Below are 26,312 nucleotides of genomic sequence, written 5' to 3' on the forward strand. Positions count from 1 at the left end.
CAGATATGACAAACGTGTCTATGTCTTCCTCGGCACGGTCACGGTCGCCGCCCTGGCCATCTGGCTCCGCTCATGATCGACCGGACAGAACCTAGGACCGATGCCGCGTCGATAGGGGTGGGGCCTGTGCGTCAAATCCCTGGCGTGGTCAGAATGTCGATGCTGATGGTGGCCTTGTAGCTGGTCCGGTCGATCGTGCCTTTGGCGTTGTGCTCGGAGATCGCGCGTTTGCTGCGCCGGCTCCCGCTTGAGTCGCCCGTTCTCCCGGCACAGCTTCTCGTTCTCGATCTCGGCAGTGGACTTCTTCGGGCAAGCCGGGCTGCGGCGGTGGTCGGCCGGCTTCTCCCGCGCCCCGGCCTGCCGGGCGGCCCGCCACTCCCGGATGTGCGAGTGGTACAGCCGCTCGCGACGCAGCAGGACCCCGCGCTCGGCGGGGGGAAGCCGCGGTCTCGTACTGCTCCAGGACGCGCAGCTTGTACTCGGCGGTGAAGGTGCAGCGCTTCGGCTTCGCGGCCGGATCAATGCCGTCGAGGGTAACGGGACGTCTCACCCAAACCTGCCACAGAGGGCTTCGCCATCCCCCTATCTACTCTCTGTCAACTCCCCCGCGAATACAAGACTGCAATTTTTGCGGTCAAACCTGGACACTCTTTCCCGGGCGACGGTCTGCGCCGCTCTCACGCGGGAGGACTTTCGTATGGCAGACATCTGGGATCCGCATGGCAGCCTGCACCACATGCTGTGGATCGGCGGCGCGCAGTGGTCCGGCAAGACCACCGTTGCGGAGCTCATCGCTCGTCGCTATGGACTGACGGTGTACCACTACGACTACCACGACGCTCGTGGCCATCAGGACCGCCGGATTGCGCGGCGGGTGGCCCAGGGCGCGCCAGTGGCGGACCTGACCCCTGACCAGGTCTGGTCGGACCGGAGCCCGGAGGAGATGGCCGCCGAGACACTGGCTGGCTTCCCGGTCCGCTTCGGGTGGGCGTTGGACGATCTGCGCGCGCTGTTCATCGCCCGCCCAGCGATCGCGGAGGGCTGGGGACTGCGACCAGAACTGGTCGCGCCACTGCTCGACTCACCTCGGCGGATGGTCGTCCTCGTCCCCACAGAGGACTTCCGGCAACACCAGATCCGCACCGTCCCGCGCGCGGGCGCTCTCGACATCCCGGTCAGCGACCCGGCCCGCGCCCAGGCCAACCGCATCGCTCGCGACCGCCTGGTGGCCGAGGACGCGACACAGAACGCCCGCCGCCTCGGCATCCGCGTCATCGAGGTCGACGGCACGCGCGACGCGTCGGCGGTGGCGTCAATGGTGGCCGAACAGTTCGCCCCCTACCTGCGGGCGTCAGCAACTGCGTAGCCGGTCGGTGTCCCGTCTCACCGGAGTTTGATGAGTCTCACCGGAGTTTGACCGGCCAGTCCTTCCAGTGCCGCCGGCGAACGGGCTGCCGGTGTGCCACGGCGGGGCGGAGAGGTTACGCGATCGCGCAGTCCAGAACCCGGCCATCGGCCGTGCGACGAGCAAGCGGCCCGGCCCGGTGGCGGTGAGCGCCGTCGGGACGGCGGGGACGCCGGCGACGGTGAGCCGGTGTCGCCAGCGGAGGGTGTCGTCCCGGATGTCCAGGGCCAGGATCTCGCCGTCGCGGTACGCGAGGCAGACGGTGTCCGCTTCGGTGCCGAGGTCGGTGGCGACGTGGTCGGTCCGGAGAACCCAGCGGGGCGCGCCGTCGGTGGCCGAGCGGCGGACGACGAAGGAGCCGCCGGGCTGCAGCCCGTGGCCGCTGTAGACGGTGCCGGCGTGCACCAGGTCGCCGTCGGCCGTCTCCACGCCCGGGCCGGGGAAATGCGTCTCCCGGGCTCCCAGGGGAACGGGAACAGTCGCTGGACATCCGCCCCTTCGGGGGGCGCACCGAGAGCCAGTGCTGCTTCGGTCCCCGCCGGGCCCGTGGGGCCTCGTTGACGTAGTCCCGGCTGCCGTGCCGGACCCGCAGGCGCCCGTGCCGGTCGACATTGGCGGCGGCCCGGCTGGCGCACCACCGCCCCCCGTCCGCCCTGAGCCAGAGGATCAGCGCCGCGATGACCACCCCGGCCTTGTGTCGGGCCGCCAGCCTGTCGAACCTGGTCGGTGCGCCACAGGACGCCATGGAGTCGAGTGAGGTGAGAAACCATCACCGCCGGGTTGTCGCAGCAACTCGGCTGAAGCTGAGGGAAGTTCGTCCCGGGGGATGCCGAGGTGGGCGGTGAGCAGCCCTGACGACGTCGGGACGGACTGGCACTGCCAGACGGTTCGGGCCCGGCTGGCGAGACGGCAGGGTGTACGCGAGGAACCGGTGCTTGACGCCCCGTGATTTCGACACCGGCTCCAACCCGGCGGATCCGGGCCGGACGCAGTGCACGACCGTCAGCGCGCACCGCGGGCCGACGGCCGGTGCCTCGACCGCCTCCGCGATCGAGCGGCCCCGGCCTTCGACCCACCGGCCGGCGCGGCGGGCCGAGGCCGTAGTCTCACCGCATGGAGAAGACCGTCACGTACCTGGAGATGACCGACCCGGCCGAGCTGCGCCCGTCCCCGCCGGTCGCGGCGCTGGCCCTCGTCCCGGCCGACGGCTCGTCCCCCGAGGTGCAGGCCGTCCAGGCGCGCGTCGGGGCGCCGCACGGCTGGCGCAGCACCGCCCGCACTGCCGCCGACTGGGCGGCCCACCTCGCCGAGCACCCCCGGCGCCAGTACTGGCTGCTGACGCACGCCGGTGAGCCCGCCGGCGTCGCCAACCTGGAGCCGCACCCGGCCGGCGACGTGGAGATCACCACCTTCGGGCTCGTCCCGGAGCATGTCGGCCGTGGCCTCGGCGGCTACGCGCTGACGCTCGCGCTGCGCCAGGCGTGGGCCACCGAGCCGCTCGGCGCCGAGTCCGTCCGGCGGGTCTGGCTGCACACCGACACCAACGATCACCCGAACGCCCTACGCAACTACGAGAGCCGGGGTCTGCGCCCGTACGACGTCCGGACCGAGACCACCGGCACCGCCTGAGCTCGACGTTCATGGCCGGCGGGTCTGGTGTTTCCTGATCGACTCGGCCCGCTTGACGCTCTTGCCGACCTCGTGGCGCTTGGCCCGGCGCTTGTTCTGCGAACCCGGGTGTGAGTAGTCGAGGTACAGGAAGTCCCGGTGAGATTGATCTTGCTGTGCTTCCCCTACCGGTCGCCGTTCCGGGCCTGCGCGAGCAGCTGGGCCACCAGGTCGTCGGAGCCGCCTTCGGCCTGGCAGGCCAGGTCGTCCAGCACGGTGTCGCCGTTGAGGACCTGCGCGGTGAGCCGTTCCATCAGCGCCGGGTCGGTGCCGCTGCCGGGCCCGGTGATGCAGGCATGGACCGGACGGCGGGGGCCGATGACTTGTGCATCGTCGGACCCGGCGGCGTCTTCGGCCTCGGCGAGCGCCCGGTACAGCGAGGCGACGGACGGGGGCTTGCCCGCGTTCTTGCCGGTCTTGATCGTGAGCTTCTTCGCGATCTGCGGGACGGGGACGCCCTTGTTCTTCAACGCAATGGCGAAGGTGAGCATGTCGTCGTCGATAACCTTCGGCCGTCCGCCGTGGTTGCCCTTCGCCGCGGCGGTCATCTGGCCCTCCAGGGTCTTCTCCCGGATGTAGTTGCGGTCGAGCTGGGCGGCGACGGCCAAGACGGCGAAGAACATCGCACCCATGCCGTTGGGGTCGTAGATGCCGGCGAGCGGGCCGGTGAGGAGTTCGAGCTGGACGCCGGCAGTCTGGAGCTGGGCGGACAGCGTCATCAGCTCCGCGGCGTTGCGAGCGAGTCGCTTGAGCTCGTGGACGGTGAGGATGACCTCCTGGTCGGGGGCGGCCTCCTTGATGTCGTACGCAAGCTTGAGCGCCTTCTCCAGTTCGGGACGGACCTTGACGCGGGTCGAGATCTTCTCGGAGAAGATGCGCTTGCAGACGGGTTCGAGGGCGGCGAGCTGGCTGCTGTGCGGTCGAGCAGCGCGCGTACCCGATCCGGATCGGCTTCGCGACCGGTGCCGCCGGCGCCTGCTCGACGGGCGGCCCTGGCTTCCACGGCCGCCCGGGTCCGCGGTCCTCGGGGACGAGGACGTCGAGTTCCTCCCGCAGTGCGGGGATGAGGATGAAGCGGGCGGTGTGGTATTTCGTGGCGGCTTTCCCGCCGCGGGTGCGGCACGGGCTTCCGGCCGGGGCCTCACACTTCGGACAGTCGTTTCGTTCTACCGCGCTTGCAGCTTGATCGGGCGTCAGATCCACCCGGGCAGCCTGTCAGAACTGTCTCGCACAACGTGCGGGTTTTGAGAGGACTTCTGCGAACGCCGACCTGGGGAAACGTGATCGACCCCGGGTCGTTCTCAGAACTCTCGCAACTGGTCATTTATGCGAATCGCCGAGCGTCACGCTTGTCACCAAGCCGCTACAGACGGCCCGCTGGCCCCCACGATGCGGTTGACAGCAGGGACCATCACCAGGGCTGTCGCCTAGATTGCCACAGCACCCTGCGTGAACGCCTACGGGCAGTGGATCACCACGCTTGGCGTCGAGACCGTCGCCGACTGCCTGGCGTCGGCGACGGATGCCCCTGAACGTCATGGCGACCTGATTCCGCCGGGGCCGTGTAGTGAGCGCGGACGGGCTCGGCGTTCGCGGATTGCGGTCGCTTACCCTGCTCCGGCGCATGCCTCCGCCTCTGCCAGGTACCGCGCCACCGGGCCCAGGGTCAGCATTCCGCTAGCGGCGCCGGCGTGTTCTGCACAGGCATCACGCAGGGCAGCTTCAGCGTGCGCGGCGATTCCGCGCTCGTCGAGGCGTACGGCGGCGCGGGCGGTCAGGCACCACATGGCCTCCTGCATGTGGTCACGCGGTGGTTCGGGCACTGCAGCGAGGGCGGTACGGGCCTGCTCGCCCCGGTTCTGGGCGAGCAGCACGAGTGGGCGAGTCCAGGGCCTGTACGGGCCCCAGTCGAGGTGCGGGTCGGTGGGCGCTGGCCGGTCGTGCAGCAGGCGCAGTCCCAGTAGGGCGAGCGGGAACAGGCCGCGGTGCAGCCCCGGCATTCCGGCCGTCCGGAGGGCGTCCTCGGCAGCGCGGTAGTGCGCTGCTGCCGTGGCGGCGGTCGGTCCGCCGGGTTCGGCGCTGCGGGCGGCCGTGGCCCGGGCCCTGAACCACCCGGTGAGGACGGAGACGAGGGGCGCCTCGGTGGTGGCGGCGAGCTGGTCGGCTGCATTGGCGTGCGAGGTCGCGGCGTCGAGGTCGCCGAGGGCCGAGGCGGATTGCAGGCGGACGAGTCGGCCGAGTACGGCGAAGTTCGACAGCTCGTGCCGGGTGGACAAGTCGAGGATCTCGGCGCCGGTCCTGTCCCGTGCCGCCGCGAGCCCGGGGCTGCTGAAGGACTGCAGGAACACCCCGTTGAGGGCGAAGGCCAGCAGGGCGGGATCGGCCAGGTCCCGTGCCAGCTCCTCGGCCTGACGCGCCGCCTGCTGCGCGTGCTTCAGCTCGGTCCCGGACAGATCGGCGCTGCGGCTCTCGACGGCGACCGTGGCCAGGAGGCGGGCGCGCAGGTCGGCGGGGCCGTCTGGGCCGAGCCCGGCGAGCGTGCGCTCGGCAGCCGCGACGACGGCGCGGGACTGTTCGGGGTCGTCGGCCCGGCTCCAGAGGGCGGGCACGTCGTAGGCGCCGATGATCCGGGCGGTCAGGGAGAGGTCTCCCGTGCGTTCCGCCGCCTGGATGGCGGCGAGGCGGTCGCGCCGCGAGCGGACGAGGGCGTCGCCACCCGCCAGTGCGAGGGTGCGGGCCAGATCCACGGTGGTGCGCGGGCCGAGCCGGACACCAGGGCCGGTCCACGCCGTACGTGCTCCTTCGGGGGGCGCGGACCCGTTGAGGATGTCCGTCTCCAAGCGCTGAAGGTCGCCACCGGGGTCGAGTCCGAGTTGGTCGACGAGCATCGCGCGGGCACGGCGGAGGGTGGCAAGCGCGTCGGCCTGGCGGCCCGTGCGGTACAGCGCGCGGGCAAGCAGCTCCCAGGCCGGCTCGCGCCACGGGTGTTCGGCGACATGGGCACCCAGTTCGGCAACGAGATCGGCCCCTTCTCCGGAGTCGAGAAGGATCCGGGCGCGCAGTTCCACCCCCTCCAACCTCAATTCCTCCAGCCGGTTCCGCTCGCGCTGCGCCCATGCGGAGCCGGTCGCATCGGCGTAGGCGGGTCCTCGCCAGGCCGCGAGTGCCGCGCCGAGGTCGGTCACCGCGGCGGGGTTGCGGCGGGCTCGGGCCAGGGTGTCCTGGAACCGATGGACGTCCACGTCCTCGCGCGGCAGGCGCAGCGCGTAGCCGGGACCTTCGGTGACGATGACGCGCGGCGGATTGCGGGGCGGCCGGTCGGGTTCGAGGGCACGGCGCAGCGCGGCGACGAAGGTACGCAAAGCACCCACGGCGCGGGCAGGCGGAACGGTCCACAGGTCATCGACGAGGGTGTCGGTGGTGACCATCCGTCCCTCGGCGGCGACGAGCCGGGCGAGTACCTCACGATGGCGGGGTCCGCCCAGGTCAACCTGGCGGCCGTCGTCGCGGAGGGCCCGCACCACACCGAGCACGTCGATTCGCATGCCCCCATCCTCCGTGCCGGAGGTCGGCTGCGCCCAACCGTACTGATCGGCTGCTGATCGCCGTCGCCCAAGCTGATCCGGTCAAGTCCCCGACCCGAAAGGGTGGTCCTTCATGACGCTCACCATTCCCGGCTTCGATCACATCCTTCTGCCCGGTGCGGACGGTGTGGAGCTGGCTGCGGCTGTCGGCGGCAGCGGCAGCCCGGTCGTGCTGTTGCACGGTTTTCCCCAGACCCACCTGATGTGGCGACACGTCGCCGAGCGGCTCGCCGACGAGCACACGGTGATCTGTCCTGACCTGCGGGGCTACGGCGCCAGCGACAAGCCGGCGGCCACCGACTCCGATGTGTACGCCAAGCGCACCATGGCCGCCGACGTCGTGACCCTGGCGGCGGCGCTCGGCCACGAGCGCTTTGCCCTCGTCGGCCACGACCGGGGCGCCCTGGTCGCCTTCCGGGCGGGGTTGGACCACCCTGAGACCATCACGCACCTGGGCATCCTCGACATCGTGCCGACGCTCGACATGTGGAACGTCCTGCATGGCGCCTCGGCGGCGGTCGGCTACCACCTCTTCCTGATGGCGCAGCCGCCGGGCCTGCCGGAGGCGATGATCGCAGGCAGCGCGGACGCGTTCTTCGGCTCCTTCCTCGACGCCTGGGCCAACGACCCGACCACCATGCCCGAGGATGTACGTGCCGAATACCTGCGCGCGAGCGCCGCGGCAGTGGCGTCGATCGTCGCGGACTACCGGGCCTCGGCGGACATCGACGTCATGCACGACCAAGCGGACCTGGACGCCGGGTCGCAGCTGGCCATGCCCGTGACGGTCGTCCAGCAGGACTGGGGCGCGCAGCTCGGCTACGACGCTGCCGGGGTGTGGAAGGCGTGGGCGCCGGACCTGGACCACCGGCTGACCCGCGCCGGGCACTTCATGGCCGAAGAGGCACCCGACGAGATCGCAGCCGTGATCCGGGGCCTGCTGGCCCGCTGAGCCTCCTGCTCTCGACTCGTCGGCTGGGCCGCGGTCGGTCGGCGAGCGCCAGGTTTTCGGCGATCAGCATACTTTTGCGCTGGGTACCCAGGCGGTGCCGCCCGGCCTGCACGGGGTACCACGAACGGCCTAACGTCTTGGGTGCGCCGGCGGTCAGTTCTCTTCCTCGTCGTCCTCGGCCGCGGGGTCGCGGAAGGGGCGCAGGCCCTGGCCGGGGCCGCTGGCCGTGATGTTGAACAGGTAGCGGCCGTGGAGGTTCTTATCTGGACACTTCCGGGTGGAGTTCAGTTTCTCGGCCTCGCGCTCCTCGTCGCCGCTCGTTGATGGTGCTGTGGAGTGCGAACTGCGTGTGGTGAAGGACCGAGACGGCGGCATCGTCCGTCGCGTCCGGTTGATCGACGCATCCGGTTCCGAGATCGATCCGGTCTGCCGGTTTCTGGGGCATCTCAGTGATCGGGGGCTGTCGCCGAACACCTGGTGCGCCTACGCCTACGACCTGAAGTACCTGTTCACGTTCCTGGCCCGGGAGAGCCTGGACTGGCGGGACTTCCGGGCACCGGACGCGTTGCGGCTGCTGGGCTTCCTGCGCCGTCAGCCGAGCCGCCGGCCAGCCCAGCGTCTCGGGTTGACCGTCGTGGTCGGCGGAGCGGACCTGCCTGGCAGTCTGCTGTCGCCGTCGACGGTGAACCGCATCCTGGCCGCGGTGTCGAGCTTCTACGACTGGGCCATGGTCGCTGAGGAGTACGACGGCGAGGACTCGCCGATGCAGATGCGCCCTGACCCGGCCCTCGCGCGGGTGCCGGGTCGGCATCAGCCGTTCATGGGTAAGGCCAGCCGTCAGCAGCCGGTGCGGCGCACGGTCACGGTCAAGCAGCCGCGCCGGCTCCCGCGCCCGATGGATGAGGCGGTGTTGGAGGGCTTCATCGCAAGCCTGACGAAGCTGCGTGACCTGGCGATGTTCCTGCTGATGCTGGACGGCGGACTGCGGCCGGGCGAGGTGCTGTCCCTTCATCTGGCCGACCTCTCCCACGGGCGGCGGCGGGTGACGATCGGCAAGCGTGACGACCATCCCGGCGGAGCCCGCGGGAAGTCGCGCTCCGAGCGGGTCGTCGACCTGCACGAGCCGCGCACGCTGGACGCGGTCAGCCGCTATGTCATGCACGAGCGGCCTCTGGAGTCCGCCAGCCCGTTCGTGTTCCTCGTCGGTGGCAACGGATCCCGGAGGCTGGAGCCGCTGGGCTACGACGCGCTCGTCCGGTTGTTCTCCCGCCGGATGGAGAAGCTTGGCGTGCGCACGCCGGAGGCCACTCCGCACGCTTTGCGGCACACCCACGCCACGGCGATGTGGGAGGGCGGGATGCGCGAGTTGTCGCTGCAGAAGCGGCTCGGACACGCTTCTCCGGAATCGACGAAAATCTATACCCGGGTCTCCGATGAGGCGGTGCTGGCCGACTACACCCGGGCGTTGGAGAACCAGCGGTGAATGCCCTTGCCGCGGTCCCGGCCCTGCCGGACCGGCGGCGCCACGCCCCGCGGGAGGAGTACACCGCGTGGGTCCGCGCCACCTTCGCCGGGACACGGGGGACGATCAGTTCCCGGCTGTTCTTCTACAACAGGTTCGTCCGGCACTGGCCCGATCTGGAGGACTGGTTCGCCGCCCCACTGCTGGACCGGCTGGACCTGCACGCCGACGCGCCTGCGGGCTCCGGTAAGCACCTGGGCATCTCCCACGAAGCAGGCTCCTACCTGGCCTACCTCTCACTGACCCACCGCATCCCGATGGACGCCGACTGGGTGCTGGCCCGGAACTTCGACAGCCTGTTCAACCCCCGCGTCGCCCCCACGCTCGGGATGAACCTGGACCTGGTCGACGCGCTGGACGAACGCCAACGGCAGCTCGGCTACCGCAGCGGCCGCTCGCTGCTGACCTGGGGAATCGCCCGCCTCGTCCTCTGGAAAGGCGATCCCGACATCACCGCCATCACCTATGACGACCTTGCCACGTTCGGCGAAGAGATCCGCCGCTGGTGCGCGATGCCGGAAGCCCGGACCATCCGAGCCGCCCACGTTCACCGCAACCGCCGCGACAGCGACCCTGCCACGCTCACCACCGAGTTCGAAAGAGCATGCCTGAGCCGGCTGCACGGACTGCACGTGCTGCTGTTCAACACCGGGCAGGTCAAAGAACCACCGTTCCACGGGCTGAAGACGTGCGAGCTATGGCGCGAAGAACTCACCTCCCCAGGCACCCCGCCCGCGATCGCAGCACCAGTCAACCGGTGGCTGTCCGGACGGCTGCAAACCACCGACCGGGCCGAATCCTCCCGTTGCCGCGGTAGAAGTTGCTCTCGACGGCGTTGCCGTCGCAGATCTCCATGCCGTTCCAGTTGTCGACCATCGAAGAACAACTCTGTGACGCGCACCCTCAACGGTCGGGACGGGCAGGCCTGCGGGTGGAGGAAGCTGCAGGCCTGATCGGTGTCCGTCCCGGTCATCAAGGGACCGGGACCGCCACCCAGGTGACCAGGCGTCAGCACCGGATGCTGTCGGGGTCTTGAACGACCGGGCCCGAGCACCGACAACACTGACGCGGTGGTCACCTGGTCCACGTGGAGGTGTCCTCAGTGCTCGGTCGGCGACGGCTCCAGCACAAACAGCGGGATCTCGCGGTCGGTCCTGGTCTGGTAGTCGGCGTAGTCCGGGTAGGCGGCGACAGCCCGCGTCCACCACTCCGCCTTCTCCGCTCCGGTCACCTCGCGCGCCATCATGTCCTGCCGGACCGGCCCGTCCTGCAGCTCGACCCGGGGGTCGGCCTTGAGGTTCCAGTACCAGACGGGGTGCTTCGGCGCGCCGCCCTGCGAGGCGACGACGGCATAGCGCCCGTCGTGCTCCACGCGCATCAGCGGCGTCTTGCGCAGTTTGCCGGACTTGGCCCCGACGGACGTCAGCAGGATGACCGGAAGCCCGCGCAACGTCGTCCCCTCCGTTCCGCCTGACGACTCGTACGCCTCGACCTGGGTCCGCACCCAGTCGGTCGGGCTCGGCTCGTACTCACCCTTGAGCGGCATGCTGTATCCGTCCCATCGCTTTCGGTGACGCTGGACGTCCTCATACTCCCACGTCCCGCCGCGTCGGTGAACCTCGCCGAACAGCGGGTGCGCACCGGGCGGCTCGCCTCCCGCTCGGCTCCGCCCGGGGTAACTGCTCAGCACGACCGCTGCGCGGGAGGGGTCCAGTCGGAGCGCCCGCAGCCCGTGAGGCAGCGAGCGGGCGAGGACGAACGAGCCGGACGCCGACGAGTGGTGGTCGACACCGGCGGGCGGGTAGCTCCGAACGCTCGTGTGGTGACGGCGGATTGGTGTCCCCCGGGAGATCGGTCGCCGTGTGAAGTCACACGCGCCCTCCCCCAGCCCACGGTGCGCCGCGGAATGTTCGCCGTCACGTGGATTTCTCCTTGCTTCGGACGACCGCGAATACGGTGAGCGTTACGGCGCAGACCACGAGCACGGCCAGCACCGGGTTGACGTACGAGGGGATCACCACGGACACCGTGCGGCCGTCGGAGCTGACACAGCCGAACTTCAGTGGGATGAACGAGGGGTCATAGCCGACCAGTTGCTTTCCCGTTGCCGCATCGCATGCTCTGGCCTCGGTGTAGTCGTCGGCCATGAGCAGGTGCAGCAGGCCCCAGGTATAGAGGCCGATCGTGGTGGCCCAGACCAGGGCCGAGGCGGAAACGAGGGCCATCGCGCGGGAGGCGGTGGCCCGGGCGCGGACCAGCACTCTGATGCCGTACAGGGTCAGCCCCGGAGTGGCGAGGGCTCCGACCAGCAGCACCAGGAGGAGTATGACGCCGTCGTGCCTGGCGAACGGTTGGTCTGCGGACATCACGTTCTCACATCCTGCCAGCGGTTCCGGGGGATGGCGTTGTCATTCTCCGTAGCCTAGTAGAGCCCCCATGCGCTTCTTCGCCTCGCTGTACGCCTCTTCTCCAGGCCTCTGTAACGGCGGAGGACGTCGTAGATCTCCTCGTCCACGTCGTCCGGGCGCGGCGACCCCATCGCGGGCGACCTGTCGTCGCCGAGGGGCTTGCCTGCGATGTCCCGCATGTGGATCAGGAAGACGGGGGCGCCCAGGACGTGTTCCTGGTCGCCTGGGGATGGCGGGCCCGCGTGATCCGCAGCGGGCATGCCGTCAGCCTCCTGTCGCGGACCCGCCCGCCCGTCTCACGGCACCCACAAAACCCCGGCCCACACACCACCCGACATCTCAACTACACCCCTCTGGGACGTCACCCGGCACCATCTCGGCCCCGGTGGACGCCTGCACCGGGCCGGCCTTGGACGGCAAGGCGGGGGACGGCCTGCTCGCCGATTCGGTCGGCTGACGCCCCGTCATTCGAGCTCGACGACGAGCGAGGCGTAGGAGGGGATCATCACCTTCCGGGCATAGCTGCGCGAGACGATCCGGTATGGGCGACCTGCTGCGCAGACCGCCGCGATCATCCGGGCGATCTCGGCGCGTGCGACGGGCGCGCCCAGGCACAGGTGCCGGCCGGCGCCGAACCAGAGCTGGCGCGAGCGCGGGTCGTACGGGCGGGCCAGGTCGAAGCCGCCGGCCAGGTTGTCGGCTGCGTAGGTGACGAGGAGGATCCGCTCGTCCCTGCGCAGTCGGCGGCCGGCCACGGTGACGTCCGCGCTGACGTGCCGTCCGATCACCGGCGCGGGCGTGGTCACCCGGAGCCCTTCGCGCACCGCGTCGCCGATCAGCCCGGGGTCGGCGAGCAGTGGGTCCTGCTGCCCGGTGTCGTGGATCAGCGCGACCGTGCGGGCCATCGCGCTGGCGGCGGTCTCGGTGCCCGCGACGAGCAGCAGCGAGGCGAGCCCGCTGGCCTCCTCCAGTGTGATCCCGGCCTCGCGGCAGCGGCCGAGCAGGGTGTCGGGTGCGGCGCCGGCGTACGCCGCAGGGACGCCGCTGGTCAGCGACCTGACGATCTCCTTCGCTGCTTCGATCCGCTCCGGCGGCAGCTCGGTCGAGGCGGCCGTGTCGAGGGCGAGCGCGGCCAGCCGCTCGCCTGCGGCGAAGGTCTCCAGGTACGTGGAGTCCGGGCTGTTCGGCGGGAGCTGAAGGCCCAGCAGGTCGGTCATCAGGCGGCCGACGACGAGCCGGGCGGTCGCGGCCACATCGACCCGGTCCCCGGCGGCGAGGCGCGCCGTGACGTCGGCGTAGACCGGCCCGGCGGCCCGTTCGACCAGGGCGGCGGAGTTCTCCTCGGTGAACAGGTCCCGGGCGCGCCGGCGCAGGTCCGCGTGGCCGGCGCCGTCGAAGAGCCGGGTGACGTACGGCCCGAGGATCTGCTCCCACAGGTGTCCGACGCCGCCCTCTCCGAGCAGGGTGAAGTGTTCGTGGTCGTTGAGCACGGCCCGGATGAGGGTGGGTTCGCTTGCCACCCAGCCCAGTCGGGGTACCCGCCGGATCGGTCCGAAGGGCCGTGCCATGGTGATCCTGGTCAGCGTCCACAGGGCGGGCCGGCTGGCCCACAGCAGTCTGCTCTCGTGCCGTTCTGCCGTTGTCGCGCCCATCGTCGCCTCGCCCCCGCCGCTGCCTCGAATGTCCGTGCGAGGAACCGTACCGCGACAGGCCGAGTCAGGGATCATCATATGATCAGGCAGCTCGGGGGAGGCTTGAGCACGTGTCGGAGGGCAGTGGAACAGTTGGTCGGGCAAGACGGCGGGGCGCGCGCGGTGATCGCCGCGGTGGCGGTGCACCTGCCGGAGGAATCGCTCACCTCGCGCGAGGTGGAGCAGCGGATCGCCGACAGCGGCCCCTACCGGCCGCGCCCCGGGCTGATCGAGGCGGTCACCGGAATCGCCGCGCGGCGCATCGCCCCTGACGACTGGCAGGCCTCCGACCTGGCCGCGGCAGCCGCCCGGAAGCTGCTGGCCAACGCCGGCCTCGACGTGCGGGACCTCGACCTGCTGATTTTCGCCAGCGCCTCGCAGGACATGGTCGAGCCCGCTACCGCGCACATCCTGGCTTCGAAGATCGGGGCGCGCTGCCCGGTGTTCGACGTGAAGAACGCCTGCAACAGCGTGCTCAACGCGATCCAGGTCGCCGAGGCGCTGATCGCCGGCCGACAGTACCGCAGGGTCCTGGTCTGCACCGGGGAGCTGCCGTCGCGGGCGATCCGCTGGTCGGTTCGGGACCGGAGCCAGTTCGCCGAGTCGTTCCCCGGCTACACCTTGTCCGACAGTGGCGCGGCCGTGCTGCTGGAGGCGGGGGCGGTGCCGGACGGGATCTTCCATCGCGCCTTCACCGCGGACTCCTCGGCTTGGGAGGTCGGCACCCTGCCCGGCGGCGGCACCGCGTACCCGCGGGACCCGGAGGCGACCTACTTCCGGATGGACGGCGCGCGGCTGCACGCGGCCTTCGAGGCGCTCGGTCCCGAGCTGATCCACCAGGCCCTGGCCGAACACGGCCTGACCTGGGCGGACTTCGCGGTGGTGGCGGTGCACCAGGTGACCGTGCCACTGCTGGACGCATTCCTGAGCAGGACCGGCCTGACCGCCGGGTCGCTGGTGCCGGTGCTGCCCGAGCACGGCAACCTCGCCTCGGCCTCGCTGCCGTTCCAGCTCGCCGAGGCATTGGAACAGGGCCGCTGCGGGCCGGGCGACCGGGTGGCGCTGATCGGCCTGGCCGGCGGGGTCTCGCTCGGCGTCGTCTTCGCGCAGCTGTGAATTCGATCATGAGCTCGATTGCGAGGGAGCACCAGTGACCGACCTGTGGGTGGTCGTGCCGGCCTACAACGAGGAGGCCTCGTTGCCGGCCACGCTGCGCGCGCTGGCAGAGCAGACCGACGCGGACTTCGAGTGCGTGGTGGTGGACAACACCTCGACCGACCGGACCGCCGAGGTGGTCCGGGAGTTCGCGGTCACCGCCGGCTTCCCGCTGCACCTGATCACCGAGGGGCGCAAGGGCACCGGCGCGGCCGCGGACACCGGGATGCGGTTCGCGATCGAGGCCGGCGCCCGGTACCTGGCCCGCACCGACGCCGACTGCCTCCCGGTACCGGGCTGGACGGCAGCCGTACGCCGCGGCCTGGCCGGCGGGCTGGAACTGGTCACCGGTCGACTCCTGCCGCGCACCGACGAGTTCCGGCTCAGGCTGTGGGAGAGCCGGCTGCTGCCGGCGGTGGTCGCGCTGGCGGCGTGGTTCGGCAGGTTCCGGCCCGGCAACCGCGACCCGCAGTACGTCGGCCCGTACCTGATGTGCCCCGGCTGCAACCTGGCCATCACCGCCGACCTCTACGAGCGCAGCGGCGGCTTCCCGCGCACCGCGATCGAGGAGGTGCACGAGGACCGCGCCCTGGTCAACCGGGTACGCAGGCTCACCGCCGCCTACGGGCAGGTCCCGGGCATGCGGGTCTACGGCTCGGTGCGGCGGCTGCGCGCGTTCGGGCTGCGCAACACGCTGGCCTGGTACGCGGACCACCGGTACCGGCCCGAGGTGGTCGACATCCGATGAAGCGGCAGGAGCACGTCTGGGAGCGACGGGTGCAGCTGGCCGCCCACCCGTTGGCGTACCCGTTCATCGCGGCCGTGGCCCGGCGTGGTCCCGCCGTGCGGGTGCCGGGGGTCGGCGTCGTGGTCAGCGATCCGGAGCTGGCCCGGCAGGTGCTGCTCGACCACGAGGGGTTCCGCAAGGACGGCCCCGGGTCCTCGGGCGCGCTGTGGACACCGGTCCTGGGGCCGTCCGTGCTGCTGAACATGGAGGGCGAGGAGCACCGGAGGCTGCGGGCGGCGCTGGCCGGCCTGTTCACCCGGGCCCAGGCCACCGAGCTGTGCACCCGGGTGCTCGGACCGGTGCTGCGCGGGGCCATCGACCGGCTGGGCGCCGGCGGCGCGGTGGACCTGGTCGCACTGACCAGGACGGCGGCCGGCACGGTGATCGGCGAACTGTTGGGGGTGGCCGACACCGCGGGTGCGGAGGTGTTCGAGCGGGGCGAGCGGATCGTACGGATGGTCGGGCTGCGGACCAGGGAACTGTCCCCGCGCCAGGTCGCGAAGGCGAAGGCGGTGTTGGCCACTCTGGTGGTGGCGGCGGGCGAGGCGTACGACCGCGCGGAGGCGGGCTCGATGATGGGGCGGCTGCGCGGCCACGGGCTCGACCGGGAGCAGGCGCTCGGGCTGGCGGCGGCGTTCCTGCTCACCGGGACGGAGACCGTGGCGACCACGGTGCCCCGGGTCTTCGCGCTCTGGCACGACTCCGGGCTCCTGCCTGCCCTGCGGGCGGATCTGGCGGCGGGCGGCGCGGCCTTCGACGCGGCGATCGACGAGGCGATGCGGGTGATCACCCCGAGCCCGGCGATGCTGCGCCGGGCCGCACGGCCGGGCCGGCTCGGCGCGACGGCGGTGCGCGAGGGGGACCGGGTGGTCATCGCCACTGCGCGGTGCGACGCGGCTGCGGGACCGTTCGACCGGGCGGCGGCGCTGGGCCGGTGCCCGGCGCACGATCCCAAGCGCCTGTGGTTCGGGGCCGGGCCGCACTACTGCATCGGTGCGCCGCTCGCGCTGGCTGAGATCCGGGTGCTGATGCAGGCACTGCTGATGGCGGGGGCTGAGCGCATCGTGCGGCGACGGGCCAAGCGACGCGTGCTGATACCGACCTACGCGCGGCTGGAGGTGGCAGCCGGACAGGCCGCCGGTCCCCCGAGACCCGCGGACCACGCAGAGCTGGAGGTGACCGCCTCGTGAGCGGCACGCCCGACCCCGCAGGCGCCGGACTGGCCGGACGGATCGCGGGCCACGCGCGCCGGACGCCCGACGCGGTCGCCCTGCTCGACGCACACGGCACGCTCACCTACGCCGAGCTCGCACAGAGGATCGCCGCCACCGCGAGCGGGCTGCGCGCCGCGGGCATGTCCGCCGGCGACACGGTGCTGTTCGCGGTCCGCCCCGGCCGGGACGCCCTGGTGCTCGGCCTGGCCGTCATGGCAGTGGGCGCCGTCGTCGTGGTGGCCGACCCCGGCGCGGGCGCCGAACTCGACGCCGCGCGCGGACGGCTCGTCACCGAACGCCTCGCCGCACCGCGCTGGCTGGCCGCCGAATCCTGGCTCTGCGCGCTCTCCGCCCGCAAGGCGGGACGCACACTGCTGCACCGCCTCGGCCTGAACCTTCCCGCGCTATCCGACCCGACCCTGCGCCTGCTCCACACCGGCCCGCGCCTCCCGGGCCTGCCCCCGGACGCGCTCTCCGCCGCTTCCCTGGCGCACACCGCGCCCGAGCCCGAGCCCGCGGGGGGCCCGGACCGCCCGGCCCTGGTCGTGTTCACCTCCGGCACCACCGCGCGCCCCCGGGCGGTGGTGCACAGCCAGGCCACGCTGCTCGCCGGCGCCGACCTGCTCGGCGAGGGCCTGGGCCTGCCCGCCGCCCCCGGCCCGGTGGTCGTGCACTCCGAGCAGCTGATGATCGCCTTCGCCTTCCTCGCCGCCGGCGCCACCTGGTCGGTGGCGCCGCTCCCGGTGCGGCCGAAGCGGTTCCTGCGGGACCTGCGGCGCCGCCGGGCCAGCCACACCTTCGGCACTCCGGCCGCACTGGCCCGCCTGCTCGCCGCCGGCCAGCTCCCGGACACCCTGGGCACGGTGCTGCTCGGCGCCGCACCCGTGCCGCCCCCGATCCTGCGCCGCCTGCGAAACGCGCTCCCCTCGGCCCGGATCGCCGTGGTCTACGGCGCGACCGAGATGCTGCCGATCGCCGTGACCGGGGCCGATGAGAAGCTGGACCACGCACCCCACGGCGACCTGGCCGGCCACCCCCTGCCCGGAGTCACGGCACGCCTCAACGAGGAGGGCGAACTCCTGCTGCGCGGCGCCCACCTGGCGATCGGCTACCTCGGTGACGGGCCGATCGGCGAGCTCAACACCGGCGACCGGGCCCGGATCGATGCCGAGGGCCGGATCGTGCTGCTCGGCCGGACCAAGGACATGCTGATCCGCGGCTCCTTCAACCTCTACCCCGGCCTGTACGAACCCGCGGTAGCCGCTCTCCCGGGCATCGCCGAGGCCGTTATCGTGGGCGTCCCCGACCCGCTGACCGCTGACGAGGCAGTGGTGCTGGCCGTACGCCCCGACGGCTCGGTCCCGGAACCGGAACTCCTCCGCTCCCTGCAACGCGAACTGCCCCGCACGATCGATCACGCGGCACTGCCGGACCGGATCCTCTGCCTCCCGGCGATCCCCCGACGGGGACGGACCGAGAAACCCGACCGCGAACAACTCCGCACACTGGTCGCGAAGGAGGCGTGGTGATCACCGTCGTCACCGGGGCCAGTGGCTTCGTCGGCAGCACCCTGTGCCGCGCAGCGCGGGCAGCCGGGCACCAGGTGCTGGCGTTGGGGCGGCGCCGAACCGTCCCCGCCGACCTGATCGGTGACGCCCCCTACCTCCCCTGGGACCTGGCGGACCCTGCGGCCCGGCCGGCCCTCCCCGCCCCGTTCACCCGCCCTGACGCGGTGATCCACTGCGCAGGCCTGGCAACCGACTGGGCCCGCCCTGAGGCGTTCCACCGCGGCAACGTGCTGACCACCAGGGGCGTGCTGGCCGCGTTCCCCGAGACGACGCGCTTCGTGCACCTGTCGACCGCGAGCGTCTACGATCCGCGTCGGCCGACCGTCATGGCCCGGGAGGACGAGGCCGACGCGGTCCACCACACCGACGCCTACGGGCGCTCCAAGGCGCTGGCGGAGGCGTGGGTCCGCCGGGTCCGCCCCGACGCGGTGATCCTGCGACCGCACGCCGTCTACGGTCCCGGGGACACCACACTGCTACCGCGCGTCCTCCAGGCGGTGCGCCGAACCCCGTTCGGGCCGAAGCTGTTCGCGATCGGTGACGGTCGGCAGCGGCTGAGCCTGACCAGCGTGGCGAACCTGGTCGACGCCTGCCTGCTCGCCGCCGAGGGCCGTTCCTCGGGCACCTTCAACATCACCGACCGGGAGCCGGCCGTGCTGGACGACGTGCTGCGTCAGGTCCTGACCGCCCACGGCCTCCCGGCCGAACCCGTCTACCTACCGCTTGCCCTCGCCTTCCCGCTGGCCCGCACCGCCGAACTCCTGGCCCGCACCGCCCGATCCGCCCGTCGCCCCCGCCTGACCGTCTACGCCGTCCGCCACCTGGCCCACGAACGCACCCTCGACCTCACCGCTGCCCGCGCCCACCTGGGCTACCAGCCGGCGCCGACGGACCTGGGGCCTGCCCTGCGCCGGAACTGACGCGGACTCTCCGCAGGTGGACCAGTTGCTCCTCGGTGGGTGCTTCAGAGGTACGGCTGCTGGTCGTCGCGGTGGGCAGTGCTGCTGCCTTCGGGCCGCCAGGAGCGACTGTGCCGGGACAGGGTCCAGGGTTCCGGCGCGTGCCGGGCGGCACTGATCCAGGCCGCGAGTTCGGGAAGCGCGCTCTGCCGCAGGATGTGCCGGGCCGCGGCCCGTTCGGCGGCCGGGAGCGGGGCGACACGGATCCGTACCGTACACCACCACCCGGGATGGATACCTCCGCCGTAGTTGGAGGAGAGGCGCGGCATCCACTCGACGTGCAACGCGGTCCCGTCCTCCCACGGGCGGTTGTCGAAATCCAGGTCGGCGGCATCCGTCTCCTGCACGCCGAGGACGGTGCGGATGTCATTCGGGGTGAGCGGCCACGCCAGATCGCGCGGCAGTCGGTGGTTACGGGCTGGCATACGGCCGAGAATGGCAGATGCCCCGATGAAAGCGCATGCAGGTTTCGACCCGGAACGCCGGTCAAGCCTCGGTGAGACGGGACAACCCGCAGGGCGCGGGGCGGGCATCAAGGTGACCGGCGCCGCCCTCACCAATGCCTTGACCTGGGGCGTTATCTGGCCGCGACCTGGCCGCCAAGGTATCGGACGGACACCTTGGCGGCCCGTCAAGGTACGGAAGGGCCCGACGCAAGGACCGTTCGAGGTGGCCGGCGGACGGTCAGTGCGGCGCCGTGCCGACCGCGCCGTCGGGCAGAACCGGCAGTGGCCAGGCCGGATCGGGTGACCAGGCGGTCCACGGGTCGGCGAACGGGCCGGCCCGTTCCTGGAGGAGGCCGAGCGCGCGCCGGCGGGCCTGCTCGACCGAGGTGTGGAGGTCGTCGCCGACCAGGCCCAGGCGCCGGCCTTGCGCGTACTCGTCCTCGTCCTTCCACGACCAGTCCGAAAGGTCGGGCTCCACCACCAGGTCGATGAACAGGTCGAAGGTGTCGATCCCGGCCGGTCGACGAGTGTGGGGCAGCTCGAAATTCACGTACCAGCGCAGTGGCTCCCCCGTGTCGGCGTCCTGGAACCGGTGCACCGAGAAGTGCTCCCCGGCCAGGAAGGTGCTGCGCAACGCGGTGCCGGTCCAGCGATAGGGGGCGACGGTCCAGGTGCCGGCGGCCAGGTCCTGCAGACCGCTCTCGCGCAGCGCGGTGTCGCCGGTGCGCAGGGAGTCGATCCAGGTGGTCGGGGCGAGCGAGGTGATGCCGGGCCAGTAGGCGAGCTGGAGGGTGTCGCCGGTGTCGCCGATGACCCGCTGCGGCATCGCGGTCCAGACCCGACCCGCGTGGACGTCGCGGCGCACCACCGTGCTGCCGGGCGCGAACCGGGCGGGCGAGGCCTGCGCGGCGGGGGCGGTCACGGCCGGCCCCCGGTCGTGCAGGCGGGCTCGTGCCACGTCGTGCGGACGACCAGGCCGCCCGGACAGATGCGTTCGCTGGACCAGGTCCGGCAGCACCCGCCCGCGCCGCGTTGTCGGGCAGCGGCCGGTGGCATCTGGGCTACGGCCGGAACGGCGGCGGCCGCCGGGTGGCGACGGCGACGGCGGTGCCTGGTGGGGGTCGTCATGCGAAGGCTCTGCCCGCCCCGGTGGGCCGGCGAACCCGGCCACCACCCGAACGGAGTAGCCCCGCCCGTTCTCACCAGGCACTGACGCGTAAATAACAGGAGGTGAGAGGGTTTTGGGCCGAAGTGGGTGCCGGGCGTCGGTTCGGCGGCCCGGTGTGGGAGCCGGTCTGTCAGGCCACGGTGTCGATTGGGTTGAGGGTGACGGTGTAGCCGGGTTGGTCAAGCTGGGTGACGGCTCGGCGGGCGGCCCGTTCGGGGCCGCGCCGGGTGAAGTAGGTTCCGCCCAGTTCCCGTTAGGGCTTCCGGTCGGTGAGCATGTGCCAGATCGCGGTGATGACGGAGTGCTCGATGGCGGCAAGGGCTCTCAGCGGGCCGCGACGGGAGGCGAGCCGTTCGTAGCGGGCCTGAAGGTAGGTGTCCTTGGTCCGCACCGCGCCGAACGCGGCGAGTCCGAGGGCGCCCTTGGGACACGGGTTGCCGGGGCGGACCTTGGTGCTCTTCGTGCGGCCGGCGGACTCGTGGTGGCCGGGCATGCCGTCAACCGGAGGAAGGTGGAGCGGATCATGCGCGAGCGCGGGATCGCGGGCGTCACCCGCCGCCGGCGCCGCGGTCTGACCCGCGAGGCCCGCAGGCCGGTGTTCGTCCCGGATCTGATCGGGCGCGACTTCACCGCGCCTCGCCCCGGGGTACGGTCGGTCGGCGACATGACCTGTCTGCCGGTCGAGGAGAACTGGCTCTACCTGGCCACCGCGATCGGCCTGGCCACCCGCGGGGTGGTCGGCCGCCTCGGCCGACCGCCACCGCGCCGAGCTGCCGGTGGCCGCGCTTCGGATGGCGGCCACCCGTGAGGCGGCCTGGAGCGCGGCTGCATCCTTCACTCGGACCGCGGCAGCGAGCACACGTCGAATGTCAGGATGATCAAGAGATCACGCAGTGACCCGCTTGTGATCCGCCGTCCGTGGTCCTCGTTTCCCCCGTCGCCACCACCTGCGCGGGCCTGGTGATGCGCAGCAGAGGTCCGGTCAGGCCCCTGCGGCCAGGGAAAGGCCGGTGACCAGCATCGTCGTTGCGACCAGGGCGTCCAGGACGCGCCAGGAGGAGGCGCGGCGGAAGAAGCCGGTGAGCAGGCGGGCGCCGAAGCCCAGGGCGGCGAACCAGCACAGGCTGGCCAGGACGGCGCCGAGCGCGAACTGCCAGCGCAGCGTGCCGTGGGTGGCCGCGACGGCGCCGAGCAGGAGCACCGTGTCGAGGTAGACGTGCGGGTTGAGCCAGGTCATCGCGAGACAGCTGAGTACCGCGCGGCGGCCGGACCGGACGGCGGGTCCGTTGCCCTCCAGGCGGGAGGCTCGGAAGACACGCCGGGCTGCGATCACGGCGTAGCAGAGGAGGAAGGCCGCGCCGACCGCACGCACCGCGGTCAGTGCCGCCGGCCACGCCGTGATCAGCGCGCCGAGCCCGCCCACGCCGCAGGCGATCAGTACCGCGTCGGAGGCTGCGCAGATCGCGACCACCGGCAGGACCGCTTCTCGGCGGACGCCTTGGCGCAGGACGAAGGCGTTCTGCGCCCCGATGGCGACGATGAGTGACAGGCCGGTCCCGAACCCGGCCACGGTGGCGGTGAGTGTGCTTCCCATGAGGGCCACCGTAGGCAGCCGGCGCGACACAAGGCCAGCTAAAGATTTTTACGTATCATTAGCACTCATGAAGGCTGAGCTGCCCCACGACCTCGTCCGGACCCTGCTCGCGGTGGTCGACGAGGGCACCTTCGACGCGGCCGCGGCGGCCTTGCACGTGACGCCCTCGGCGGTGAGCCAGCGGATCAAGGCGCTGGAACAGCGGACCGGGCGGGTACTGCTGACACGTTCCCGGCCGGTGAGGCCGACCGAGTCGGGCCAGGTCGTGGTGCGCTTCGCCCGTCAGCTCGCCCGCTTGGAGGACGACGCGCGTGACGCGCTGGGGATGCCCGAGGGAGGGGAGGGCGCCGGGCCGTCGGGTCCCTCCCGGCTGCCGATCGCGGTCAATGCGGACTCGCTGGCGACCTGGTTCGTACCGGCGCTGGCCTCGCTCGCGTGGGACGCACGGGTCCACGTCGACCTGCGGCGGGAGGACGAGGCGCACACGACCGCGCTGCTGCGCGCGGGTGAGGTGATGGCGGCGGTCACCTCCTCGCCCCATCCGGTGGCGGGCTGCTCGGTGCGCCGGCTGGGCGCGATGGTCTACCTCCCGGTGGCTACGCCGCAGTTCGCTGCCCGTTGGCTCGACGGCGACCCGGCCCGGCTGCTTCCGGAGGCGCCGGTGGTCTGCTTCGACCGCCGCGACGAGCTGCAGGACGCCTTCGTCGGTGAACTGACCGGTGGCCGGGGAGCGAGCCTGCGGCGGCGGCACTACGTCCCCTCCAGTGAAGGCTTCGCCGATGCCGTGACTGCTGGTCTCGGCTGGGGCCTCGTCCCGCGCAGCCAGGCCGAGCCCCGGCTGCACAGCGACGTGCTGGTCCAGTTCCTCCCGGGCAGCACGGTCGAGGTTCCCCTCTACTGGCAGCAGTGGCGCCTCGACTCGCCCGCGCTGGCAGCTGTCGCCACGGCGGTGGCGGCGGAAGCGGAGCGGGCCCTGCGGTAGGTGTGCCAGGCGCAACCGGAACTGCAACCACGAGCAGTGTGGCGAGCAGATGCCTTCCCTCGCGGTCGATGTCCGATGGTTCCTCACCCAGCAGGACGACAGCCGTGGCTGATCTGCATCTCGTCCGGACTCTCAACGGACACGGGTGGGCCGACTGCAGCATCGCTGACGGGCAAGCCGACACCGAAGCCAGTCCGGGCCGACGGCGCGCGGGCTGCCCCGACCTCGGATGTTGCCGCACCGGCGGGCGGGCGCCCCCGAGGGGATCGGGGGCACCGCCTCCGGGAGCCCTCGGGGCCGGGCCCCTGCCCAGGTCGTAGCCGCCCGGCCGGAGGGTGCGCCCCGGTGAGGAGACGGGGTCGAACCTGAGTCCGACGATCCACCGACCGAATGCCGAGAGAGTTTCGTCGGATTCGCCATCGCCGCACTCGTCTGGCTCGCCCAACGCTCTCGTACCACAGCCGCTCAGAGGGTCACCCGAACTCAGCTCGCACCCCCATCCGCCGTCACAGACCAGCTGGATCACGAGAACGGGTCCTGATCGGCAAGCACACCCTGTGTACACCGCGCGCCGGCCGGTGGCCTCGCCCGGCGCCGTGGACCCGGGCCCGTCGCGGCGGTGCCGAGCCCGGGTCCACGGCATCCGGTGCCTCAGCCGGGAGGCCGCCCGGCCGGGGCGGGGTCGTGGACGGTGGCGGCCTGCTGCTCGGCCCGGCGCGGGGGTCGGCGGTGAGGCTGCTGAGCCGACCACCCCAGCGGTAGGTCAGCCGCGGAAACCGCTCGGCACCGGTCCAGAAGTGGAGGGAGCCACCGTCGTGGGCGATGGTGATGCGGCCGGCCCGGGTGGCGAGTTCGTGGACGTCGGACAGTACGGTGCGGCGGTCGTGGCCGTCGTCCTCGGTGAGGCGCGACCGGAGCGCATCGAACAGAGCGCGAGCGGCCGGGCGAACGGCCGGGCGGCTCGACTGCCAGGCCGGTCCCAGGGCTTCCGGCTGGGCGAACTGCTCCCCGCTGGGCTTCGCCCGGCGGGCCTTCGTATTGTTCAGCCAGGCCCCCACCGACGCCCTCGTGATTTGCGGCGCGCCACACCGGTTGTCCGCGTACTCGGCCATGTACGCAGTCCGGTAGAGACGAACGCGTGGAGCCGCTTCCCGGCCCTGGTTGCCGGGCATGTGTCGGCGGCGCAGGCTGGAAGAACCCAAGAGGTCCGGTGTGCCGGGCCAGGAGGCGAGGTTCGTGATGAGCAGGCTTGAGGAGCAGATCAACATCGACGCCCCCGCACGGGAGGTCTGGGGGAGGCTGCACGACATCGAGGCCTATCCGACGTTCATGGACAGCATCCAACGTGCTTATGCGCCCAGCAGCGACCGCGCCCATCTGGACGTGCGGGCCGGCGAGGTACACCGGGAGTTCGACGCCGTTCTCACCGACCGCGGCAACGAGCAGGTCCTCGCCTGGGAGACGGAGGGCAGCCCGGAGCTGAAGGGCACGCTCTCGGTGCGGTCACTGGACCGGGACCACAGCCAGGTACAGGTGCACCTGGAATACGAGCCGGAGTCCATCCAGGACACCTTCGGCGGCCCGCGGGGCATGGCCCAGGTCCACCGGATCGAGAACACCGTCCGGGGCGGCCTGGAGCAGTTCAAGAACCTGGTGGAGTCGGAGCAGTAGCCGTTCACCTCCGCACGAGATTCCTCGGACCGCGTTCGCCGGGGCTCCCGGTCCGGACTCAGCTCGGAGAGCGCCTGGTGAGTCCCGTCCCGTCCATCGGGGCGCGGGGCGGGCACCCGGGGGGCGGCCAGGCCGTTCGGCTGTAGCCGAGGCACGGTGGAAGTAGCGGTCCGAGATGTCGGGGGTGAGCAACGATGCCCGCCAGGGCCGCCCCTTTTTGCCTTGTTTTGACTCTTCCCGCTGCGGCTGTGGTTGTACGTCTCTCCGTGTCCGGTGGGGGCTCTTCGACCGGCTCGACGGCCGTGTGGAGGTCGACTTCAGCGGCGCCCGGTTCTCGGACGGCAACACCGAGTTCCGACAGGCGGTGTTCAACGGCGCCACCGTCTTGTTCGAGGCCGCTCGGTCTCCCCGTCCACCGCTTCGCTCCGATTGGAGACGCGACGATGACCTCGTCGAACTTCGCTGCCTACCTCGAGCGCAACAAGCAGTTCGCCGCCACCGAGGCCAAGACCCGGATCCCCGAGGTCCCGTTCATCCCGTTCAAGCAGGTGTACCTGATCACCTGCATCGACCCGCGGGTGGAGCCCGCGGCGATCGTGGGCGTACAACTCGGCGAGGCGATCGTGGCCCGCAACGTCGGCGGCCGCGTCACCCCCTCCATGATCCACGATCTGACATGGATCTGCCACCTGCACGAGAACAAGACCCCCGACGCCGACTGGTTCGAGGTCGCGATCATCCACCACACCGACTGCGGCTCCGGACTGTTCGCCGACGCCGAACTGCGCCGCACCTACGCCGAACGCGGCGGCTATGACGAGGAGACCTCCGCAGCCATGACGGTGCTCGACCCGTCCGCCACCGTGCGTACCGATGTCGAGTTGCTGCGCAGGGCCCCCGAGCTGGCCGGCAGCATCGAAAGCTTCAAGATCGGCGGTTACGCCTACGACCTCAGGACCGGCGTGGTCACCACCGTCGTCGACCCGAACTGACCCGGTATCGCACCGGATCCCACCGCACCGCCGGTGCGGACGGCGGCCTCCGGGGCTCACCGGCGTAGCGCCATGGTGCAGGAAGCAGAGAAGATCGTGATTTCCAGCGATACGCACCTGAAGATCGGTTCGCTGGTGTATGAGAAAGTGGACCAGATTGATGTGACCGGACCGTTCGAGGCCTTCTCCCGGATCCCGAGCGTCGCGGCAGAACTGCGCGGTCTGCAGGTCGCCCAGAAAATCCAGCTCCACCTGGCCTACGCGCCCGAACCCCCCTTCGACAGCGGTACGCCGGCCTCTGCACCCGCCGCAGTTCTGGCCAAAGCCAAGGAAGCCGTCGGGGACGTCACGCGGCGTCGGAAGCAGACGGCCATCCGCATCGCCGACCGACTACACGTCCAACACGCCAACAGCAGCCCTGGATAGTGAAGTTCCCCCGGATACGGCTCTCGCCCCATGCCCCAGATCCCAGCATGCACATGCCGAACATCCGGCCCGTACGACGATCGGTACCACGAACGAGCGATCACGAATTGAGAGATAAGG

The 26,312-nt window shown here is 71.5% G+C and carries 25 protein-coding genes; 15 read left to right on the forward strand and 10 right to left on the reverse strand.

Translation table 11 applies throughout. The features are described 5' to 3' along the window. Window positions 1-697 precede the first annotated feature (697 nt). A complete protein-coding gene (locus AB0O11_RS33140) occupies window positions 698-1,366 on the forward strand; it encodes a hypothetical protein (protein WP_363394449.1) in 669 nt (222 codons plus the stop codon). Here the strand turns inward: AB0O11_RS33140 and AB0O11_RS33145 are convergent. After that, window positions 1,352-1,834, reverse strand: a complete 483-nt coding sequence (locus tag AB0O11_RS33145) for a hypothetical protein (protein ID WP_363394563.1) — start codon at window positions 1,832-1,834, stop codon at window positions 1,352-1,354. The genes AB0O11_RS33140 and AB0O11_RS33145 overlap by 15 nt on opposite strands. Before the next feature lie 684 nt (window positions 1,835-2,518). Between AB0O11_RS33145 and AB0O11_RS33150 the strand changes: the two genes are divergently transcribed. Next, complete coding sequence (locus AB0O11_RS33150) at window positions 2,519-3,034, forward strand: GNAT family N-acetyltransferase (RefSeq protein WP_363394451.1); 516 nt, start codon at window positions 2,519-2,521, stop codon at window positions 3,032-3,034. A 164-nt stretch (window positions 3,035-3,198) separates the two neighbouring features. Here AB0O11_RS33150 and AB0O11_RS33155 read toward each other — a convergent pair whose 3' ends face one another. Beyond that, window positions 3,199-4,218, reverse strand: a complete 1,020-nt coding sequence (locus AB0O11_RS33155) for a recombinase family protein (protein WP_363394453.1) — start codon at window positions 4,216-4,218, stop codon at window positions 3,199-3,201. Between the two features lie 462 nt (window positions 4,219-4,680). After that, window positions 4,681-6,618, reverse strand: a complete 1,938-nt coding sequence (locus AB0O11_RS33160) for a BTAD domain-containing putative transcriptional regulator (RefSeq protein WP_363394455.1) — start codon at window positions 6,616-6,618, stop codon at window positions 4,681-4,683. A gap of 112 nt (window positions 6,619-6,730) precedes the next feature. Between AB0O11_RS33160 and AB0O11_RS33165 the strand changes: the two genes are divergently transcribed. From AB0O11_RS33165 to AB0O11_RS33175, 3 genes are all read left to right on the forward strand, one after another. Next, window positions 6,731-7,609 (forward strand): alpha/beta hydrolase, encoded by an 879-nt coding sequence (locus tag AB0O11_RS33165; protein WP_363394457.1) that lies wholly within the window; start codon window positions 6,731-6,733, stop codon window positions 7,607-7,609. Between the two features lie 277 nt (window positions 7,610-7,886). Continuing rightward, window positions 7,887-9,092: a tyrosine-type recombinase/integrase gene (locus tag AB0O11_RS33170; RefSeq protein WP_363394459.1), complete on the forward strand. Its 1,206-nt coding sequence runs from the start codon at window positions 7,887-7,889 to the stop codon at window positions 9,090-9,092. Next, window positions 9,089-10,084 carry a hypothetical protein gene (locus AB0O11_RS33175; RefSeq protein WP_363394461.1) on the forward strand — a complete coding sequence of 332 codons (996 nt, stop codon included), beginning with the start codon at window positions 9,089-9,091 and terminating at the stop codon, window positions 10,082-10,084. Before AB0O11_RS33170 ends, AB0O11_RS33175 begins: the two co-directional genes overlap by 4 nt. A gap of 146 nt (window positions 10,085-10,230) precedes the next feature. Here the strand turns inward: AB0O11_RS33175 and AB0O11_RS33180 are convergent, their stop codons facing one another. The 3 genes from AB0O11_RS33180 to AB0O11_RS33190 all read right to left on the reverse strand — a co-directional run bounded on the left by AB0O11_RS33180 (window position 10,231) and on the right by AB0O11_RS33190 (window position 13,059). Continuing rightward, window positions 10,231-10,677 (reverse strand): nitroreductase family deazaflavin-dependent oxidoreductase, encoded by a 447-nt coding sequence (locus tag AB0O11_RS33180; protein WP_363394463.1) that lies wholly within the window; start codon window positions 10,675-10,677, stop codon window positions 10,231-10,233. 370 nt (window positions 10,678-11,047) lie between these two features. Beyond that, window positions 11,048-11,497 (reverse strand): hypothetical protein, encoded by a 450-nt coding sequence (locus tag AB0O11_RS33185; protein WP_363394465.1) that lies wholly within the window; start codon window positions 11,495-11,497, stop codon window positions 11,048-11,050. Window positions 11,498-12,003: 506 nt separating this feature from the next. Beyond that, entirely contained in the window at window positions 12,004-13,059 is a 1,056-nt protein-coding gene (locus AB0O11_RS33190) for a cytochrome P450 (RefSeq protein WP_363394467.1), read from the reverse strand. Window positions 13,060-13,323: 264 nt separating this feature from the next. Here AB0O11_RS33190 and AB0O11_RS33195 point away from each other — a divergent pair, with 264 nt between their 5' ends. From AB0O11_RS33195 to AB0O11_RS33215, 5 genes are read left to right on the forward strand one after another with little or no spacing between them, the layout of a single operon-like run. Further along, entirely contained in the window at window positions 13,324-14,346 is a 1,023-nt protein-coding gene (locus AB0O11_RS33195; RefSeq protein WP_363394469.1) for a 3-oxoacyl-[acyl-carrier-protein] synthase III C-terminal domain-containing protein, read from the forward strand. A gap of 34 nt (window positions 14,347-14,380) precedes the next feature. Beyond that, window positions 14,381-15,133, forward strand: coding sequence for a glycosyltransferase family 2 protein (locus AB0O11_RS33200; protein ID WP_363394471.1), 753 nt, complete (start codon window positions 14,381-14,383; stop codon window positions 15,131-15,133). Further along, window positions 15,130-16,362, forward strand: coding sequence for a cytochrome P450 (locus tag AB0O11_RS33205; protein WP_363394473.1), 1,233 nt, complete (start codon window positions 15,130-15,132; stop codon window positions 16,360-16,362). The genes AB0O11_RS33200 and AB0O11_RS33205 overlap by 4 nt, the downstream gene beginning before the upstream one ends. Further along, entirely contained in the window at window positions 16,359-17,915 is a 1,557-nt protein-coding gene (locus AB0O11_RS33210; protein WP_363394475.1) for a class I adenylate-forming enzyme family protein, read from the forward strand. The genes AB0O11_RS33205 and AB0O11_RS33210 overlap by 4 nt, the downstream gene beginning before the upstream one ends. Continuing rightward, complete coding sequence (locus tag AB0O11_RS33215; RefSeq protein ID WP_363394477.1) at window positions 17,912-18,874, forward strand: NAD(P)-dependent oxidoreductase; 963 nt, start codon at window positions 17,912-17,914, stop codon at window positions 18,872-18,874. The genes AB0O11_RS33210 and AB0O11_RS33215 overlap by 4 nt, the downstream gene beginning before the upstream one ends. A gap of 44 nt (window positions 18,875-18,918) precedes the next feature. On the opposite strand, the gene AB0O11_RS33220 is transcribed toward AB0O11_RS33215, so the two are convergent. From AB0O11_RS33220 to AB0O11_RS33230, 3 genes are all read right to left on the reverse strand, one after another. Next, entirely contained in the window at window positions 18,919-19,338 is a 420-nt protein-coding gene (locus AB0O11_RS33220) for a hypothetical protein (protein WP_363394479.1), read from the reverse strand. Window positions 19,339-19,597: 259 nt separating this feature from the next. Next, window positions 19,598-20,281, reverse strand: a complete 684-nt coding sequence (locus tag AB0O11_RS33225) for a DUF402 domain-containing protein (RefSeq protein ID WP_363394481.1) — start codon at window positions 20,279-20,281, stop codon at window positions 19,598-19,600. Between the two features lie 499 nt (window positions 20,282-20,780). After that, window positions 20,781-21,020: a hypothetical protein gene (locus tag AB0O11_RS33230; protein WP_363394483.1), complete on the reverse strand. Its 240-nt coding sequence runs from the start codon at window positions 21,018-21,020 to the stop codon at window positions 20,781-20,783. An 18-nt stretch (window positions 21,021-21,038) separates the two neighbouring features. Between AB0O11_RS33230 and AB0O11_RS33235 the strand changes: the two genes are divergently transcribed. After that, window positions 21,039-21,335, forward strand: coding sequence for a hypothetical protein (locus tag AB0O11_RS33235; RefSeq protein WP_363394561.1), 297 nt, complete (start codon window positions 21,039-21,041; stop codon window positions 21,333-21,335). Between the two features lie 174 nt (window positions 21,336-21,509). Here the strand turns inward: AB0O11_RS33235 and AB0O11_RS33240 are convergent, their stop codons facing one another. Further along, window positions 21,510-22,121 (reverse strand): LysE/ArgO family amino acid transporter, encoded by a 612-nt coding sequence (locus AB0O11_RS33240; RefSeq protein ID WP_363394485.1) that lies wholly within the window; start codon window positions 22,119-22,121, stop codon window positions 21,510-21,512. Between the two features lie 67 nt (window positions 22,122-22,188). On the opposite strand from AB0O11_RS33240, the gene AB0O11_RS33245 reads away from it, so the two are divergent. The 4 genes from AB0O11_RS33245 (at window position 22,189) to AB0O11_RS33260 (ending at window position 26,192) form a co-directional block, all read left to right on the forward strand. Then, window positions 22,189-23,103 carry a LysR family transcriptional regulator ArgP gene (locus tag AB0O11_RS33245; protein WP_363394487.1) on the forward strand — a complete coding sequence of 305 codons (915 nt, stop codon included), beginning with the start codon at window positions 22,189-22,191 and terminating at the stop codon, window positions 23,101-23,103. A 1,239-nt stretch (window positions 23,104-24,342) separates the two neighbouring features. Next, a complete protein-coding gene (locus AB0O11_RS33250) occupies window positions 24,343-24,774 on the forward strand; it encodes an SRPBCC family protein (RefSeq protein WP_363394489.1) in 432 nt (143 codons plus the stop codon). 443 nt (window positions 24,775-25,217) lie between these two features. Next, entirely contained in the window at window positions 25,218-25,766 is a 549-nt protein-coding gene (locus tag AB0O11_RS33255) for a carbonic anhydrase (protein ID WP_363394491.1), read from the forward strand. A 72-nt stretch (window positions 25,767-25,838) separates the two neighbouring features. Further along, entirely contained in the window at window positions 25,839-26,192 is a 354-nt protein-coding gene (locus tag AB0O11_RS33260) for a hypothetical protein (protein ID WP_363394493.1), read from the forward strand. Window positions 26,193-26,312 lie beyond the last annotated feature (120 nt).

Source organism: Kitasatospora sp. NPDC093102 (assembly GCF_040683915.1).
GTDB lineage: Bacteria > Actinomycetota > Actinomycetes > Streptomycetales > Streptomycetaceae > Kitasatospora.